17 protein-coding genes are annotated in these 17116 nt (G+C 69.2%); 9 read left to right on the top strand and 8 right to left on the bottom strand.

The window, feature by feature from the left end; all coding sequences use genetic code 11:
• Positions 1 to 125 precede the first annotated feature (125 nt).
• From SSPN_RS0130970 to SSPN_RS0130960, 3 genes are all read right to left on the bottom strand, one after another.
• Positions 126 to 761: an MBL fold metallo-hydrolase gene (locus SSPN_RS0130970; RefSeq protein ID WP_010312716.1), complete on the bottom strand. Its 636-nt coding sequence runs from the start codon at positions 759 to 761 to the stop codon at positions 126 to 128.
• Positions 762 to 1115: 354 nt separating this feature from the next.
• Positions 1116 to 2108 (bottom strand): NAD-dependent epimerase/dehydratase family protein, encoded by a 993-nt coding sequence (locus tag SSPN_RS0130965; RefSeq protein WP_044576051.1) that lies wholly within the window; start codon positions 2106 to 2108, stop codon positions 1116 to 1118.
• A gap of 162 nt (positions 2109 to 2270) precedes the next feature.
• The gene (locus SSPN_RS0130960) at positions 2271 to 2672 is read right to left on the bottom strand and encodes a hypothetical protein (protein WP_010312711.1); all 402 of its coding nucleotides are present in this window, start codon (positions 2670 to 2672) and stop codon (positions 2271 to 2273) included.
• Between the two features lie 263 nt (positions 2673 to 2935).
• On the opposite strand from SSPN_RS0130960, the gene purS reads away from it, so the two are divergent.
• From purS to purL, 3 genes are read left to right on the top strand one after another with little or no spacing between them, the layout of a single operon-like run.
• The gene (purS, locus tag SSPN_RS0130955) at positions 2936 to 3175 is read left to right on the top strand and encodes a phosphoribosylformylglycinamidine synthase subunit PurS (protein ID WP_010312709.1); all 240 of its coding nucleotides are present in this window, start codon (positions 2936 to 2938) and stop codon (positions 3173 to 3175) included.
• Entirely contained in the window at positions 3172 to 3849 is a 678-nt protein-coding gene (purQ, locus tag SSPN_RS0130950) for a phosphoribosylformylglycinamidine synthase subunit PurQ (protein ID WP_010312707.1), read from the top strand. The genes purS and purQ overlap by 4 nt, the downstream gene beginning before the upstream one ends.
• Complete coding sequence (purL, locus tag SSPN_RS46710; protein ID WP_010312705.1) at positions 3846 to 6134, top strand: phosphoribosylformylglycinamidine synthase subunit PurL; 2289 nt, start codon at positions 3846 to 3848, stop codon at positions 6132 to 6134. The genes purQ and purL overlap by 4 nt, the downstream gene beginning before the upstream one ends.
• A gap of 77 nt (positions 6135 to 6211) precedes the next feature.
• On the opposite strand, the gene SSPN_RS62315 is transcribed toward purL, so the two are convergent.
• On the bottom strand, positions 6212 to 6388 hold the full coding sequence (locus tag SSPN_RS62315) for a DUF397 domain-containing protein (protein WP_010312703.1): 177 nt from the start codon (positions 6386 to 6388) through the stop codon (positions 6212 to 6214).
• A gap of 66 nt (positions 6389 to 6454) precedes the next feature.
• On the opposite strand from SSPN_RS62315, the gene SSPN_RS0130935 reads away from it, so the two are divergent.
• Positions 6455 to 6673: a hypothetical protein gene (locus tag SSPN_RS0130935; protein WP_010312700.1), complete on the top strand. Its 219-nt coding sequence runs from the start codon at positions 6455 to 6457 to the stop codon at positions 6671 to 6673.
• 87 nt (positions 6674 to 6760) lie between these two features.
• Here SSPN_RS0130935 and SSPN_RS0130930 read toward each other — a convergent pair whose 3' ends face one another.
• From SSPN_RS0130930 to SSPN_RS0130920, 3 genes are all read right to left on the bottom strand, one after another.
• Positions 6761 to 7831, bottom strand: a complete 1071-nt coding sequence (locus SSPN_RS0130930) for a pentapeptide repeat-containing protein (RefSeq protein ID WP_010312698.1) — start codon at positions 7829 to 7831, stop codon at positions 6761 to 6763.
• A gap of 24 nt (positions 7832 to 7855) precedes the next feature.
• Positions 7856 to 8965, bottom strand: a complete 1110-nt coding sequence (locus SSPN_RS0130925) for a hypothetical protein (protein ID WP_010312696.1) — start codon at positions 8963 to 8965, stop codon at positions 7856 to 7858.
• A gap of 141 nt (positions 8966 to 9106) precedes the next feature.
• The gene (locus tag SSPN_RS0130920; RefSeq protein ID WP_010312694.1) at positions 9107 to 9844 is read right to left on the bottom strand and encodes a lysozyme; all 738 of its coding nucleotides are present in this window, start codon (positions 9842 to 9844) and stop codon (positions 9107 to 9109) included.
• Between the two features lie 547 nt (positions 9845 to 10391).
• Between SSPN_RS0130920 and SSPN_RS0130915 the strand changes: the two genes are divergently transcribed.
• Positions 10392 to 12557, top strand: coding sequence for a putative bifunctional diguanylate cyclase/phosphodiesterase (locus SSPN_RS0130915; RefSeq protein WP_010312692.1), 2166 nt, complete (start codon positions 10392 to 10394; stop codon positions 12555 to 12557).
• Positions 12558 to 12950: 393 nt separating this feature from the next.
• On the opposite strand, the gene SSPN_RS0130910 is transcribed toward SSPN_RS0130915, so the two are convergent.
• Positions 12951 to 13532 (bottom strand): type VII secretion system-associated protein, encoded by a 582-nt coding sequence (locus SSPN_RS0130910; RefSeq protein ID WP_010312689.1) that lies wholly within the window; start codon positions 13530 to 13532, stop codon positions 12951 to 12953.
• A 172-nt stretch (positions 13533 to 13704) separates the two neighbouring features.
• Here SSPN_RS0130910 and SSPN_RS0130905 point away from each other — a divergent pair, with 172 nt between their 5' ends.
• The 4 genes from SSPN_RS0130905 (at position 13705) to SSPN_RS0130890 (ending at position 17075) form a co-directional block, all read left to right on the top strand.
• Positions 13705 to 14127 (top strand): PRC-barrel domain-containing protein, encoded by a 423-nt coding sequence (locus tag SSPN_RS0130905; RefSeq protein WP_010312687.1) that lies wholly within the window; start codon positions 13705 to 13707, stop codon positions 14125 to 14127.
• Between the two features lie 241 nt (positions 14128 to 14368).
• Positions 14369 to 15541 carry a S8 family peptidase gene (locus SSPN_RS0130900; RefSeq protein WP_010312685.1) on the top strand — a complete coding sequence of 391 codons (1173 nt, stop codon included), beginning with the start codon at positions 14369 to 14371 and terminating at the stop codon, positions 15539 to 15541.
• A 259-nt stretch (positions 15542 to 15800) separates the two neighbouring features.
• Positions 15801 to 16601: a helix-turn-helix domain-containing protein gene (locus SSPN_RS0130895; protein ID WP_010312682.1), complete on the top strand. Its 801-nt coding sequence runs from the start codon at positions 15801 to 15803 to the stop codon at positions 16599 to 16601.
• Positions 16602 to 16685: 84 nt separating this feature from the next.
• A complete protein-coding gene (locus SSPN_RS0130890) occupies positions 16686 to 17075 on the top strand; it encodes a sterol carrier family protein (protein ID WP_029535894.1) in 390 nt (129 codons plus the stop codon).
• Positions 17076 to 17116 lie beyond the last annotated feature (41 nt).

Raw genomic sequence — 17116 nt, 5'->3', positions numbered from 1 at the left:
CACAGGCGTAGCGGGCCGGTCGTCTCCGGTGCGCAGCTTCCGAACCTGCGAGGACCAGGCGCCCCACCTGGAGCGAGCGGTCCGCGTGCGCCGTCAGTCGGCGGGGGAGTTCGGCCGCACGTGGGTCACAGCGCGGTCTGGGTGCCCTTGGGCAGGACCTCGACGGCGGTGTCCTTCGGGCCGAGCTGCTCGAACATGCGGTAGTGCATCTGCGGCATCGCCAGCACCGCTTCGTGGATCGGCACCGCCACACGCGGCGCCACCGCGCGCAGGAAGTCGACCGCTTCGGAGAGCTTCAGCCACGGTGCCCCGGTCGGCACGCCGAGCACGTCGATCCGCTGCTCGGGCACGAAGAACGAGTCGCCGGGGTGGTAGAAGGCGCCGTGGTCGACGACATACCCGATGTTGTCGATGACCGGGATGTCCGGGTGGATCACGGCGTGGGTGCCGCCGACGACGTTGATCGCCGCGCCACCCAGCTCCAGCGACTCGCCGGGCCGCGCGGTGGTCGCCGCCAGCCCCTTCTCGGCGACCGCCGACGCCGAACCCGGGTCGACGACCAGGCGGGTGTCCGGGTTGGCCGAGAGCAGGGCGGGCAGCCGGTCGAGGTCCAGGTGGTCGAAGTGCTGGTGCGTGATCAGCACGGCGTCGAGGTCCCGGAGGTCCTCGAAGTCGGCGGCGAACTTGCCGGGGTCGATGAGCAGCCGCGCCGAGTCGGTCTCGATCAGCACGCAGGCATGTCCGAAGTGGGTGATCTGCACGGTGTTTCCTTCCTAGCTGTGCCAGCAACCCCACTCTTCCACGACCTACCCGCCCCCCGGCGGAAGCCCGACGAACCCCACGATTCCGACTGGTCACCCGCGACCACCCGGCCACGTCCCCCCAAGGGGACCGCGATTTCAATGGAAATCAGAGGTCCGATTTCCATTGAAATTGTGGAGGTTGTCCACGGCCGTCGGCGTGTCGGGGTGCAACACGCCGACAATCCGCGATTTCCTTTGAAATCTTTTTCATCCTGGTCGATCCGCCGCCGCGACGCTTGAAGTCTCACGACGCCAGGTCGTCGCATGCGCCGAAGGTGCTTAGCCGACCCCCGCAGCTTGCACCGCCGCGCGTCACCAGGTGCGGTGTGGGAGGTTGGCGAGGAGTTCGGCCTCCTCGGCCGGGGTGAGCCCGGCGCGGCGCTCCCGGTCCAGGCCGAGTTCGCGTTCGGTTTCCAGTGTCGCCAATGCCGTCTCGGCGATCGGCCGGATGCGCAGCCCGGCGTCCAGGCTCGGGCTGATGTCGCGCGAGACGAGGCCTTGCCAGCTCTGCGGCAGCCAGAGCGGCAGCGATTTCGGGCCCATCCACGGCTGCACGCCCGCCTCGGTCAGGTCTTCCGGCGGGACGGCCACGAGCTCGGTGCCCGGCGGCGCGACGGCCTCGGCGATCTCCTTCAGCAGCGTGCCCAGCGGCATGACCGGGCTGGAGCCGTCGAAGGTCCCGGTGCTGCCGTTCGCCGCCGCGTCGAGGATCCAGTTCGCCAGGTCGCGGACGTCGGCGTGCTGAGCCGGGTGGTCGCGTTCGTCCGGCACGAGCACCCGGCCGCCGCGCGCCAGCCGCGCGGGCCAGTAGCCGAACCGGTCCGAGGTGTCGTTCGGCCCGGTGATCAGGCCCGGACGCAGCACGAAGGCCCGGTCCCCGACCTCGGCACGCACCGCGTTCTCGCAGGCCACCTTGACGCCGCCGTACGACTCGGGGGTGCTCACGTCGTCGGAGTCGGTGATCGGCTCCTGCAGCGGGGCGTCGGTGCTCTGGCGGGTCGTTCTGGTGTCCGCGTAGGCGTTGATGGTGGACACGAACGTCCAGTGCCCGGCCTTCGCGCTCAGGACATGGAGCGCCTCCCGCACCCACCGGTAGTTCCGCGCCACGTCGACGACCGCGTCGAACCGCTCCCCGGCGAGCGCGCCGAGGCCCTGATCCCGATCCACCGGCGCGAGCGTCGCGCCGTCGGGAATGCCGCCGCTCGTGCCGCGGGCCGCGCAGATGACGTCGTGCCCACGTCGAACCGCCTCGGCCGCCACCGCGTGACCGAGGAAGACCGTCCCGCCCAGTACCAAGATCCGCATGCCGGAACCCCGCCCCCCCACCGGACCTGGCATCGCGATCGTTCTCGCTACCGGTGAATGCCTTACGCGATCAGCTGAACTTCCACGGGTGAGGGGCACCCGTGCCCGGTTGCCCGGTTGCCGGGTGTTGGGTGCCCCTCGCTCAACCCCCGGAGGGGCGGGTCACTTGGTGACGGTGATCTTCATCGTCGGTCCGGCGCCGCCGCCGATGCGGGTGTGCACGTCGTACTCGCCCGGCGGGACGTCCGCGATGGTGGCCACTGCCTCGGCCCGGCCGTCGCGGTCGTTCACGATCTGGGCCAGGCCCTCGTCCGCGCCGAACGGGTGGGCCTCGTTGCGCACGAACGCCGCCGACGAGATCCAGTTGACCCCCTCGGCACCGTGCTCCAGCCGCAGGACCAGCGTGTTGCCCGCCCGGACCTGCGCCTTGTCGGCGGTCAGCAGCGGATCCGCCGGCGCCGCGGCCACCGGCGCGAAGCTCGGAGCGGCCATCGCCGGAACGGTGGTGGTCAGCGCGAGGCCGGTGAGCAGACCGGCCGCCAGCAGCGTCTTGAATGTGCGCATGGGTATGCGTTCCCCCTAGATAACCTGCGATCAACGCAGGGGTTTTGGTTTCCCCGGACATATAGACGGCGGAACGACCCAAAGGTTTAGACAATCGACGTAAATGTGACGCAAGACACGCGTGAATGCGTCGGTGGTGAGCCACGCCGCACCCGTGGCCCCTGCTGCGAAGAGTGAACTCCCAGCTCAGTTACCCTTTGGCGGTACTGCTGGCCATCCGCCGGGGTCCCGGCGGATCTGCACGGAAACCGGGAGCAGCACCCGTGGCCCGAGTCGTTGTCGACGTCATGCCGAAGCAGGAAATCCTCGATCCGCAGGGACAGGCGGTGGCCAACGCGCTGCCCCGTCTCGGTTTCGACGGCATCACCGAAGTCCGCCAGGGGAAGCGGTTCGAGCTGGAGGTCGCCGACGACGTCGACGACGACACGCTCGCCAAGATCGCCGAGACGTTGCTGGCCAACCCGGTCATCGAGGACTGGACCGTCCGCCGGGTGGAAGCATGAGCGCGAAGATCGGCGTGATCACCTTCCCCGGCACCCTCGACGACGTCGACGCCGCTCGCGCGGTGCGCCGCGCCGGTGCCGAATCGGTCGCCCTCTGGCACGCCGACCACGACCTGAAGGGCGTGGACGCGGTGGTCGTGCCCGGCGGTTTCTCCTACGGCGACTACCTGCGCTGCGGCGCGATCGCGAAGTTCGCCCCGGTGATGACCGAGGTCGTCGAGGCCGCGCGCAAGGGCATGCCGGTGCTCGGGGTGTGCAACGGCTTCCAGATCCTGTGCGAGTCCGGGCTGCTGCCCGGAGTGCTGACCCGCAACTCGGGCCTGCACTACGTCTGCCGCGACCAGTGGTTGAAGGTGGAGAACAACGGCAGCGCCTGGACCACCCGCTACGACGCGGGCGCCGAGCTGCTGATCCCGATCAAGCACGGCGAGGGCAACTACATGGCCGATGAGGCCGTCCTCGACGAGCTCGAAGGCGAAGGCCGGGTGCTGTTCCGCTACGCAGGCGAGAACCCGAACGGTTCGCAGCGCGACATCGCGGGTATCACCGACGCGCGCGGGCGGGTCGCGGGCATGATGCCGCACCCCGAGCACGCGATCGACGCCCTGACCGGCCCCACCGACGACGGCCTCGGCATGTTCCTGTCCGTTCTGGATGCACTGGTGGCAGCGTGAGCAACTTGGCAAAGGTGGACAGCGTCGACCACGCGAAGTCCACACCGGACACCGCCCAGCCGTTCCGCGAGCTCGGGCTGAAGGACGACGAGTACGCCCGGATCAGGGAGATCCTGGGCCGCCGGCCCACCGAGGCCGAGCTGGCCATGTACTCGGTGATGTGGAGCGAGCACTGCTCCTACAAGTCGTCGAAGGTGCACCTCAAGTACTTCGGCGAGACCACCACGGACGAGATGCGCGAGAAGATGCTCGCGGGCATCGGCGAGAACGCCGGCGTGGTCGACATCGGCGACGGCTGGGCGGTCACGTTCAAGCTGGAAAGCCACAACCACCCGTCCTACGTGGAGCCCTACCAGGGCGCGGCTACCGGCGTCGGCGGCATCGTCCGCGACATCATGGCTATGGGCGCCCGGCCGGTCGCGGTCGCCGACCCGCTTCGCTTCGGCCCGGCCGACGCCCCGGACACCAAGCGCGTGCTGCCTGGCGTGGTCGCCGGGGTCGGCGGCTATGGCAACTGCCTGGGGCTGCCGAACATCGGCGGCGAGGTCGTCTTCGACGAGTGCTACGCGGGCAACCCACTGGTCAACGCCATGTGCGTCGGCGTGATGAAGGTCGAGGACCTGCATCTCGCGCACGCCAGCGGCAAGGGCAACAAGATCATCCTGTTCGGCGCGCGCACCGGCCTGGACGGCATCGGCGGCGTGTCGGTGCTGGCGTCGGAGACGTTTGACGGCGACGAGAGCGGCACCGGTCGCAAGAAGCTGCCCAGCGTGCAGGTCGGCGACCCGTTCGCCGAGAAGGTACTCATCGAGTGCTGCCTGGAGCTGTACCACGCGGGCCTGGTCGTGGGCATCCAGGACCTCGGCGGTGCGGGCCTGTCCTGCGCCACCTCGGAGCTGGCGTCGGCCGGTGACGGCGGCATGCGGGTGGACCTGGACCAGGTCCCGCTGCGCGCGACCGGGATGAACCCCGCGGAGATCCTCTCCAGCGAGTCGCAGGAGCGGATGTGTGCCGTCGTGGAGCCGGCCAACGTGGACGCCTTCATGGCGGTCTGCCGCCGCTGGGACGTCACCGCGACGGTCATCGGCGAGGTCACCGACGGCGAGAACCTGGAGATCTACTGGCACGGCGAGCTCGTGGTGGACGTGCCGCCGCGCACCGTCGCGCACCAGGGCCCGGTGTACGAGCGCCCGGTCGAGCGGCCCGCCGAGCAGGACCTGGTCGTCGCGGACAACGCGAACACGCTGGCCCGCCCGTCCACTCCGGCCGAGCTGCGGGAGACCATCCTGCGGATGGTGGCGTCGCCGAACCTGTGCTCCCGGGCGTGGGTCACCGACCAGTACGACCGGTACGTGCGCGGCAACACCGTGCTGGCCCAGCCGTCGGACGGCGGCGTGCTGCGCATCGACGAGGAGACCGGGCGCGGCATCGCGGTCGCCACCGACTGCAACGCCCGCTACACCCGGCTCGACCCGTACGCGGGCGCGCAGCTGGCGCTGGCCGAGGCCTACCGCAACGTGGCGACCACCGGTGCGACGCCGGTGGCGGTCACCAACTGCCTGAACTTCGGTTCGCCGGAGGACCCGGGCGTGATGTGGCAGTTCCAGCAGGCGGTGCGCGGCCTTGCCGACGCCTGCCAGGAGCTGGGAATCCCGGTGACCGGTGGCAACGTCAGCTTCTACAACCAGACCGGCGCGAAGCCGATCCTGCCGACGCCGGTGGTCGGCGTGCTGGGCACGATCGACGACGTGACCCGCCGCATCCCCACCGGAATCGGTGGCGAGGAAGGCGAAACGCTGCTGCTGCTCGGCGAGACCCGCGAGGAGTTCGGCGGCTCGGAGTGGGCGCTCGTCACCCACGACCACCTCGGCGGCGTGCCGCCGAAGGTCGACTTGGCGCGCGAGAAGCTGTTGGCGGAGATCGTGGTCGCGGGCTCCCGCGACGGCATGATCTCGGCGGCGCATGACCTCTCCGAGGGCGGCCTGGCGCAGGCGCTGGTGGAGACGGCGCTGGTCGGCGAGTGCGGTGCGCGGGTGGTCCTGCCGGAGGGCGCGGACCCGTTCGTCTGGCTGTTCTCCGAGTCGGCGGGCCGGATCCTGGTGGCGGTCCCGCGCACCGAGGAGCTCCGCTTCACGGACATGTGCACGGCCCGGGGCCTCCCGTGGGCCAAGGTCGGTGTCGCGGACGCGGGCTCCCAGAGCCTGGACATCCAGGACGTCGCGGATATCCCCCTGGCGGAACTCCGTGAAGCCTGGGAAGGAACCCTCCCAGCGCTGTTCGGCTGATCCCGAGCTGTCCTGAGCTGATGCGAACGGCCCGTTCACCTCGTCTATCGAGGCGAACGGGCCGTTCGCTGCATCGGCTAGTCGAAGACGCCGCACTTGACGGCGCCGATGAACCGGTGCCAGGTCCGCCCCGGCACGGTTAAGTGCTCGCCGTCGCGGTCTTTCGGGTCGCGGATCCCACCAGCGTCGGCCCCGAGCCTGACCTCGACGCATGTGCCCTGTTCTTGAGAGTGGGTGGACTTCCGCCAGCCCACCTCGACGCAGGTGTTGTTTGGCCCGCTATAGCTGGACGTCCGCCAGATTCCATCGTTGCACCTCTCATGTTCTGGCTTCAGGTGGGCACTCTGGTCCTGGTCAACGTGCTGATCGCGAGGATGCTGCTGGTCCGCGCTCCGCGCGCGCAGCACGCCGGGGCCGGTGATGGCGCGCTCAGTGTGTGGCAGCTGATCAGAAAGATCGAAGCCGAACGACAACGGGAAGTCCTGGCCACCGGGCGGCATCATCTCAGCGCCGAGACCCTTGCGCGCCTGCGTATCTGACCGTGAGACCTGGTCCGGTGCATCCCCCTCCGCTCGCCGAACCTCATGGTTGCCGGGCGCTCCGCACCCCCGACCACCGTTCTCGGGTTACGCGCGTCCGGCTTTCCAGCCGTCGGGGAGGGTGGCTTCGCGGTCCGCGTTGGTCGTGATGCCGGTGTTCTGGACTTCGCCGTGGAAGGTCGCGCCGGAGAGGTCGACGTCGTGCTCGAAGTGGACCGTGCGGAAGTCGGCCGGGCCTTCGAAGACCGAACCCGCCCAGGCGGGGGATGTCCGGTCGGTGAAGCGGCTGTCGGAGAACTTCACGGGGCCCTTGAAGCGGGTTCGCTCCACGCTTACCCGACCGTGGAACTTGACGCCGCTGAACCAGGCGCGGTCGTGGAAAACCGCGTCGTCGCAGTAGAACCGGCCCGATATCCGGCCCGACCCGAGGGAGGTCCCGGTGAACCACACCGGGCCGTGGAACTCGCTGCGGCTGAAGTTGTTGCTGCTGAACAGTTGTCCGTAGCGCAGGATCAGCGTGCCGACCTTCCGGTCGCTCAGGTCGAAGTACTCCAGCAGGGCACCAGTGAGATCGAGGTCGTATTGCGGTGCGTCCTGGTCATCCGCACGCGGTAAGAGGTCGGCGATCAAGCGTTGCGCCGTGAGCCGGATAACGAGCTTGCGCTCGGCGAGATGCGCTTCACGCTGCGACCAGTCGTTGTCTTCGGCGTTGCCGTAACGAGGATGCAGGAACGGCCGCCGCAGGTACGAGCACAGCACGTCCAGCACGGTCTGGATGTAGCCGGGGTTGCTGCGGGCGAGGCCGGCGAGGGCGTGCAGCGCGCCGACCCGGACCTGATCCGCCTCGTGCCCGAGCAGCTCCACGGCTCGCGCGAAGCGTTCGTCGGCGACCCGGTCCCGGTCGAGGTCGGCGCGCCGGGTCTCCAGTTCGTGCCGGGCCCGTTCGACCTCCTGGCGCTGTTCTTCGACGCGCCGGCGCCGGTCGTTGAGCCAGAGCGCGTAAAGCGCGACGACGGAGCCCGCGGCGAGGCCGCCGGTGCGCAATGCATCGGCGCCGGTGGTCCGCGAGTCGAAAATCAGCAGCGCGATGCTGACGCCGACCAGCACCACGACGGCGATGCTGACAGTCGCGACCAACCCGATCTTGCGCTCACTCATTCGAGGGATTCTGCCGGGGTGCGATCAATTGCGCGTGGCGGTTCCCGGAACCGGCCAGGCTGACGGCAATCGCGACTTGTCGTCGAACTCGACGTCGTCCAGCAACGGCATCGGGACGGGATCGGCGAAGTTGAGGTCGGCGGTCCCGAGGAAGCGTGCGTGGCGGAGATCCAGCGCGGCTCCGCATATCGCGCCGCCGAAGTACGCACCGTCCCGGCAGACGACGTGCTTGACGTCCACGTCCCCGTCGAACCGGGTGCGTTCGAATCCGCACGGGCCGTGGGCGAGCATCCCGCGCAGCTCCAGCTTCCCCCTGAACTGCACGTCCTCTGCTCTGATCCGGGCGAGGAAGACGCTGTCCCGGAAGTGCACCGAACCGTGAAAGACGGCGCGGTTGAGGTTCGTGGTGTGCCGGAACCGGCACCGGTAGGCGGCGACCCGACCCACCACCCGATCGCTCAGATTGAACCGCTCAAGCAAGGCGCGCGTCAGATCCAGGTCGTAGATCACGGGGTCCGGGTCGGTGGTGTTCGGCAGCAGGTCCCGGATCAGCCGCTGCGCGGTCTGCCGGACGTGCCGCTCGCCCTCCAGCTCCGGGGTGATTTCCGACCACTCCTCGGGGTCGGGCGACAGCTCCTCCGGGGTCGTCCACTTCGGATGGCGGAAAGGGCGCCGCAGGTACGAGCACAGCACGTCGAGCACGGTCTGCGTGTGCTCGGGGTGACTGCGGGCCAGCCCCGCCAGCGAGTGCAGCGCACCGACCCGGACCTGGTCGGCTTCGTTGCCGAGCAGCTCCACCGCCCGGGCGAAGCGCTCGTCGGCCGCGCGGTCCCGGTCCTGGTCGGTCCGCCGGTCCTCCAGGGCCTGCCGTTGCTGTTCGAGCGCGTAGCGCTGCCGATCCAGCTCCTGCCGCTGGGTTTCGAGCTCCTGCCGCTTCTCCTCGACGCGTCGGCGCCGGTCGTTGAGCCAGAGCGCGTACAGCGCGACGACCGAGCCTGCGGCCAGTCCACCGGTTCGCAGCGCGTCGGCGCCGCTCGTCCGCGGGTCGAAGGCCAGCAAGGCGACGCTGACGCCGACGAGCACCACGACGGCGACGGCGATCGTCGCCACCAACCCGATCTTGCGGTCACCCATGCGAGGGATTCTGCAACGGCAGGTCCCGAACTAGGGGAGCGATCGCCGAAGCGGTGCGAGAAGGAGATCGGGGTCCGGCGGCGGTCCGGCGGGGACGGCACTGCGCGGTGCCGGATGACCCGGCACCGCGCCGTTCTCGCGTCAGCCGTTGGCCAGCGCTTGGAGGCGGTCGTACGCGCCGTTGAACGTGTTCTTGTCCAGTGGCGACGACGTGTACTGCCAGATCGTCCAGATACCCCATTTGTAGGGCAGCTGTCCGACGTTGCTCGCGTAGCGGGCGACCCACAGGGGGTTGGTCGAGCTGAAGTCCCCGCCCACGCAATGGTTCCACCAACTGGTGCTGGTGTAGATGACCGGCCAGCGCCCGGTCCGCGAGTGGTAGGTGTCGCTGAAGTCCTTGATCCAGGCGGTCATCCCGCTCTTGGACTTGCCGTAGCAGGTGGCGCCGTACGGGTTGTACTCCATGTCCAGCGCGCCCGGCACGGTCTTGCCGTCCTTGGACCAGCCGCCGCCGTTGTCCACGAAGTAGTTGGCCTGCGCGGCGCCGCTGGAGCGGTCCGGCAGCGCGAAGTGGTACGCCCCGCGGATCATGCCCACGTTGTAGGAACCGTTGTACTGCTGGGCGAAGTACGGGTTCTTGTAGCTCGTGCCCTCGGTCGCCTTGACGTAGGCGAACCGCATGCCCTGATCCCACCAGGACTTCCAGTTCACGTTGCCCTGGTAGCTGGCGACGTCCATGCCGGCCACTGTGGCCAGCGGATCGATGTCCGGGGTCAGCAGCGGGTCATCGCCGCCGCCCTCGTGTATGCGGATCTGCGAGCCCATCGTGGCGTTGGTCTCGGTTCCGCTCGGCGGTTCTTCGGTCACCTGCGTGCTCATCGCGCTTTCCCTTCCCGGAAAGGGTGTGCTGGCTTGCGCGGGCGAGCACAGGAGAAGAACGCCTGCGCAGACAACCGATATTAAGGAGATCAGGTGTAATCGGCGACCACGTCCACTCGGAAGGTTCATCGATGCCTCTCGGGGGTGTAGTTGCGGTGCGTCGTTGGGGGCCGCGCGTCGTACCCCGAAAGTGTGGCGAAGGGTTTTCGCGGGATGTAGTTCCTGTGTTAGTTTTTGACCAGAATGGCTCAATCCGGACACCGTGTGTGAACCGCGGGTCCTCCCGGGCATAGTTCTGGGCCGCGCACAACCTCTTGGGCTGGCTGTGCGTCGAAAACATCAGATGTATTAGGAATGCGGCGCTGCGCGCGATCAACTGGTTGCGGACGGTAGCTGCAGAACGGGGCTTGGTCACCCGGATGGCCTGCTCGAACGAGGTGTACAGCTACCTCGGGTGCCGTACATGATGTTCGACCGCCGGACCGGTCCGGTCGTATGCTCCGAACGAACGGCCCAGGCGAGTAGGACGAGTGGAGGGCGCCCAGGCATGACTGGCTGGACAGCGCCGGTGCCCAGCGCTCACGAGGTGGTCGCCGAGGTGAACCGAGCCGACCGACGACGCTTCGCGGCTGTCTGGGCGCAGGCCCTGATGGGCACCAGCTACGTGCCGATGACCAGCGCCGAGGTCGAAGGTCGGCTGTACGGCTACACGGACCGCCTGGTCGACGCGCTGCTCAACGATCCGTTCGACCCGTCCGCCGCGCGGTCGGTCGGAGTGGACCTGGTCGCGGTGCACTTCACCAGCGCGGAGTCGCTGGCCCGCACCGTCGACCTGATCGGCGACGAGATCCTGGACATCCTGCGGCTGGGCAGCAGTCCCGGCTGGCGCAGGCGTGTGGCCGCGCTGCAGGGCGAGCTGTGCTCCGGCTTCCTGCAGGCCGCCCGCAAGCGGACCCTGGACGAGCAGGAGGCGATCCGGCAGGCCGTGCTGGACGCGCGCGACGCGGTCGAGCAGGCGCTGCGCACCAGCGAGGCCAGGTTCCGCGCGATCTTCGCCGAGGCCGCGATCGGCATCGGCATCGGCGACATGGACGGCCGGATACTCGAGGTGAACGACTCGCTGACGCGGATCATGGGGCGGACCACGGAGGAACTCCGCCGGATGATGGTGCAGGACATGATGCACCCGGACGACCTCGACAGCACCTGGCGGATGTACGAGGAGCTGGTGCACGGCGAACGCGACCAGTTCCGGGCGGAGAAGCAGTTCAAGCGCCCCGACGGTGCCACCGTGTGGACCGAGCTGATCGTGTCCCTGGTCCGCGGCGAGGACGGCCTGCCGCTGTACCAGGTGGCGCTGATCGAAGACGTCACCGACCAGCGGATGCTGCAGGAACGCCTGCGCCACCAGGCGATGCACGATCCGCTGACCGGACTGCCCAACCGGGCGCTTTTCCTGGAACGGCTCACCGGGGTGCTGCACGCGCACGAGTCCGGCGTGCGGGTCGCGCTGTGCTACATGGACCTCGACGGCTTCAAGGTCATCAACGACAGCCTCGGCCATCACGTCGGCGACGACCTGCTGCGGGCGGTCGCCGACCGGCTCGCCGCCGTGGTGCACGGAGCCGACCGGCTGGTCGCGCGCATGGGCGGCGACGAGTTCGTGATACTGATCCAGAACTCGCTCGGCACCGAGCAGGCCGTCGAGATCGCCGACACCGTGCTGAACGCGCTGGACGAGCCGATCCGCATCGGTGGCCACGAGCTCTCCGTGTCGGCCAGCATCGGCATCGTCGAGCGTCCGGTGTCCGGGCAGACCCCGGCCGAGCTGATGCGCGACGCCGACGTGACGCTGTACTGGGCGAAGTCCGAGGGCAAGAGCCGGTGGGCGCTGTTCGACCCGGACCGCAACGCCACCGAGGTCGCGCAGTTCCACCTCTCGGCGAAGATGCCCGCCGCGCTGGAGCGCGAAGAGTTCTACGTGGACTACCAGCCGCTGATCGGGTTGCGCGACTTCAGAGTGGTCGGCGTCGAGGCGCTGGTCCGCTGGGCGCATCCGGAGCTGGGACGGTTGGGACCGGACCGGTTCATCGGGCTGGCCGAGGAGACCGGGCTGATCGTGGCGCTCGGGCGCTGGGTGCTGCGGGAGGCGTGCCGGCAGGCGAAGCAGTGGCAGGACGACTTCGGGGCGGCGGCGCCGTTCGTCAGCGTCAACCTGGCGGTGCGGCAGTCGCGGGACCCGAACCTGGTGGCCGACGTCGCGGAGATCCTGGCCGAGACCGGGCTGGGGTCGTCCCGGCTGCAGCTGGAGCTCACCGAGAGCGCGATCATGGGCACCGCCGACGAGCCGCTGGACGCCCTGCGCGCGCTGTCCCGGATGGGCGTGCGGATCGCCATCGACGACTTCGGCACCGGGTACTCGAACCTGGCCTACCTGCGGCATCTCCCGGTGCACGAGCTCAAGATCGCGGGCTCGTTCATGGAGGGCCTGCGGGACGCGGAGCGGGCCGACCCGGTCGACGCGCGCATCGTCGGCACGCTGGTGGACCTCGCGCACGCCTTAGGCCTGACCGTCACGGCAGAAGGCGTGGAGACCCAGGCGCAGGCCCGCCGGATGGCGGACATCGGCTGCGAGACCGGCCAGGGCTACCTCTTCGCCCGCCCCGGATCACCCGAAGAAATAACAACTTTCATCGCCGAACACCTGGATTGAGGTGTTCCAGGCTCGCCTTGCTTGGCGGTGCGGGTGGCGGAACCGCAGACGCCGCCTGGCTCCGGGATCCCCGACTTGCGCACCAATACGCGGCATCGGGGCTGTCCTCGCCAAGCGACGTCTGAGAACCTGCGGCGGTGCAGGTTGCGAGGGTGGGCTAACGCCTTCGGCGCTTGCGGTGCGGAAGTCGTTCGAAGACCTCCTCCCTGGGACGAGGTTTCCGCAGATCAGGGGTCGTGAATGGGTGGGGGCCATGACGTTGGAAAGTGCTTGTGGGCTTTGATCAGGTGCCGTTGCGGCGGCTCTTGCGGTCGCGGGTCATGCCGCCGAAGAGGACCGCCAGGTGCCGCAGCACGCGGTGCCCGCAGATTCAATTGAAACTGGGATCCGCGATCAGCCGTGTTGTGCTGCGGCTTGGGCGAGAACTGCGTGCGGGATGACCGCTTGGATCGCGTCGTTCAGATTCAGGCCCAGGTCGAGGCCGTTGAGCAGTTCCGGCACCGCCCGCCCTGGCACCCGGCGGAATCCCGGCCAGTCCGCCGGAACCCGGGAGGCCGAGGTGCAGGCCGGGACCAGCTGGCTGCCGTCGGACATCTCCGCGGTGTAGATCATCGGGTCGTCCGCGCTCGGCGCGTAGAGCAGCACCTCGGCGGCGAGCACCGCCGCAGGCAGCTCGGACTCCGGGAGCTCGCCGGCCGCGATCCGGGCCAGCACGTGCTCCAGCTCGTTGGTCGGTTCCTGCTGGTTCGCCGCGAGCTCGGACGGCTGGTACGCGTCGTTGAACTGGAAGCGCTCGTCGATCTCGCCGTCGGCGTCGATGCGGTAGGCGCCGACGATGCCTTCCGGCGGCACCTCCTCGCCGTCGGCGGCGTAGCCGGGGTCGGCGATGTACAGCCAGCTGTCGGGGTTCTGCTTGGCGTGCTCCCGCATTTCCGCGCTGATCGGCGGGGCGGGACGGTCGACGGGCTGGGACATCGGGAACTCCGTACCTGTTGATCTGGGCGCCGGCGTGGATGCCGGGCGCGCTTCCGAGGGTGCCAGCACCGGGTAACGCGCTAACGGACGGTCCCGAACCAGCCGTTCCGAGGTGCCGGTCGGACGGGTCCAGGGGCAGACTGACTAGAAGGGCCAGGGGGAGGAGGCGGCGATGATCGGCCAGCGGGAAGCGTTGCGGATGTTCGGGTGCGAGGTCTTCGATCCGGGAGGATCTCGGATCGGCATCGTCGGCCAGCTGTTCATCGACGACGACACGGAGCAGCCCGCCTGGATCACCGTCCAAACTGGACTGTTCGGCACGAATGAGAGCTTCGTGCCGCTGGAGGGCGCGGCCTTCGACGGCGACACGCTCACCGTCGCGGTCGGAAAGGACGCGGTCCGGCAGGCCCCCCGGGTCAGCCTGCTCCAGGGCGATCTCCCGTTGGAGCAGGAGAGCGCGCTGTACCTGTACTACGGGATGACCTACGGCGTCGCCCCCGATGGCGCCGCGTCGATCGACGAGGTTTCCGAGGTCGCGCCCGAGTACGTGGAAGCCGTTCGGCTCCGATTGCGACGGTGGGTAGCCGCGACCTGAAACGCGCAAAACGGCATTAACAGGACGAACCACCACGCCCGTCGGGAAACCCCGGCGGGCGCGGTTTTGCCTGCTTATTCCCGATAAGAAACCCAGAGCTGGGAATTCGTTCACCCCACCGCCCGATTGTGTGGCGACATTTCGCCAACTGCACCCGAACGTGTGTTTTCCCTGGTTACGTTCCGGCGTGAGCCACCTTTCGCTCGGCCCCACTCGAGCGAATGAACGGAGGAGGGGACGCATGAGGAAGCTGCTTTACGGCACCGGGGCAGGGGTTGCTGCGGCGGCGCTCGTGTTCGCCGGGGCACCGGCAGGCGCGCAGCCGCACATCGAGTTGGCGCCGCTTACCCTGCACCCGCAGGCGGCGGTGCAGGACGCGGACTCGGACGTCTACATCGTCAACCTGAAGGAAGGCATCGCGCCGCAGGGCGTCGCCGAAGAGCTCGGCGTGCAGGCCCGCAACGTCTACGACAAGGCGCTCAACGGGTTCTCGGCGAAGCTGACCCCGGCGCAGCTCGACGCGGTCCGCGCCAGCGGCAAGGTCGAGAACGTCTCGCAGAGCTACCACATCGCGGTCGAGCCTTCGAAGAAGCAGGCGGTTGGCTCGTGGGGCCTGGACCGGATCGACCAGCCGGCCCTGCCGCTGGACGACAGCTACGCCCCCAAGGGCGCCGGTGAGGGCGTCACCGCCTACATCATCGACACCGGCATCGACCCGTCCCACCCCGACTTCGGCGGGCGCGCCGAGATCGGCTTCGACGCCACCGGTGGCGACGGCACGGACAAGCAGGGCCACGGCACCCACGTCGCCGGCACCATCGGCAGCGACACCTACGGCGTCGCCAAGGGCGTGAAGCTGGTCGGCGTCCGGGTCCTCAACGACCAGGGCAGCGGCACGACCGAGCAGGTCGTCTCGGGCATCGAGTGGGTGGCCGAGAACCACCAGGGCGCTTCGGTGGCGAACATGTCGCTGGGCGGCCCGAAGGACCCGGCGCTGGACGAGGCCGCGACCAAGCTGGTCGACAGCGGCGTCTTCCTCGCGGTGGCGGCCGGTAATGAAAGCCAGGACGCCGAGAACGTCTCCCCGGCCAGCGCGGCGGGCGTGTTCACCACCGCCGCGTCGGACAACACCGACACCTCGGCCGAGTTCACCAACTTCGGCGCCACGGTCGAGGGCTACGCCCCCGGCGTGGACATCGTGTCGACGGTCCCTGGTGGCGGCACCGAGACGATGAGCGGCACCTCGATGGCCAGCCCGCACGTGGCCGGCGTCGGTGCGCTGTACCTGCAGGCCAACCCGGACGCCAAGCCGGCGGATGTGATCACCGCGCTGCAGGGCCAGGCCGCCAAGGGCGTGATCCAGAGCGCTCCGAAGGGCACCATCGCCGACCTGCTGCAGATCGGCGACCTCTGATCCGATAGCGCAGTGCGACACGCGGGCCCTCCCCGAATCGCGGGGAGGGTCCGTTTTGCTTGCTGTGATTGCTGCACTCGGGGGAAGCGGGGATGCCGCCGAACGGTGGAAATCAAAAGGTCGATCCGCTGGATCGTGCAAAAGTCGGTTCCAGCGGTCGTTCCCGGTGGATACGTTGCCAACCGACGGGGGTGTCAGTGTCCATCGCGGTGCCAGCCGAATCGGTGCCGCCAGGGCACGTCGAGGAGGGGGGTGTGCCGTGCTACCCGGATACACCGAGGAGCTGACGCAGTCGCAGACTGTGGTCGACGAGCCGGCCAGGGACACCGCCGCGACGGAGCCGCTGACCGAGCGGGCCGTGCAGGCGCAGGTCGCGTCGGTGGCGCGCGCCGCCCGGGCGCAGTTCGGCAACGGCGGCGTGTTGCAGGTCGTGCATGGGGCGAGGCGAGTCGGTTGGGCCGCGTACGAGCTGCAGCGCAATGCGACGCAGCTGGTCCAGGGCGTGGCGAAGCCGCCGTACGTGACGACGGGGCCACTGGACTCGTTGGAGTCCCGCAAGCTCGCCGAAGGTGTCCAGTACCAGGTGCTCTACGACCGGTCCGCGCTGGCGCGACCGCCGCAGCTGGACATCACCACCAAGCTGGTCGCGATGGGCGAGCAGGCGCGGGTGATCCACGTGGCGCCGACCAAGTTGATCATGGTCGACAGCGAGATCGCGCTGCTGCCGTTGACCGTGAGCGAGACCTCGGTTGAAAGCGCCGTGGTGGTGCGCAGCTCGGCGATGCTGGCCGCGATCGCGAGGATCTTCGAGGACCTGTGGCGCTTCGCCGCGCCGTTCACCGCGGACCAGGACCTGGCGGGCATCGAGCTACAGCCGACCGAGGAGGAGCGGTGGATCCTGTCGCTGCTCGCCTCCGGTGCCACGGACGACACGATCGGCCGGTTGATGGGCTTCAGCGCCCGAACCGCGCACCGCAGGGTCCGCGAGCTGATCTCCCGGTTAGGAGTGGAAACCCGCTTCCAGGCGGGCATGCAAGCCGTCAAGCTCGGCTGGCTCTGAACGCCCAGGTACCGGTGCCGAGTCTCGTTGCCCCGGTACTGGGGTAGGGGGTTGGGGGTTGGGTTGCGTTCGTAGGCTTCGGGCATGCCCAGTCGCCGTGCCGTTGATCCCGGGGAGATGCGCGAGGCCGTCGCAGCCGTGCGGCCTTGGCTGGACGGCGAAGCGCCGCAGCCCGCGCGTGCCGAGCTCGCCGACGCAGTGCGGTTGAGCCTGCGCACCTTGGAGCAGGTCGCTCCGGGCAACAGCGTCGAGGTGCGGGTGCCGCCCTTCGCGGCGGTCCAGTGCGTCGCCGGCCCTCGGCACACCCGTGGCACCCCGCCCAACGTCGTCGAGACCAATCCCCGGACCTGGCTGCTGCTGGCGACCGGCCGCCTCGGCTGGGCCGAGGCCCTCGAACGCGGCGAGCTCACCGCGTCCGGCTCCCGCTCGGACGTTTCGCAATGGTTGCCGCTGGTCCGGGTCGACAACCCGTGAGCGTTTCCGGCACCTCGCGTCTACGGCCGGTTCCGGGACGA

The sequence above is a fragment of the Saccharopolyspora spinosa NRRL 18395 genome, assembly GCF_000194155.1.
Taxonomy (GTDB): domain Bacteria; phylum Actinomycetota; class Actinomycetes; order Mycobacteriales; family Pseudonocardiaceae; genus Saccharopolyspora; species Saccharopolyspora spinosa.
The sequence above is the reverse complement of the archived record's forward strand: the minus strand, read 5'-3'. Positions and strand labels throughout refer to the sequence as shown.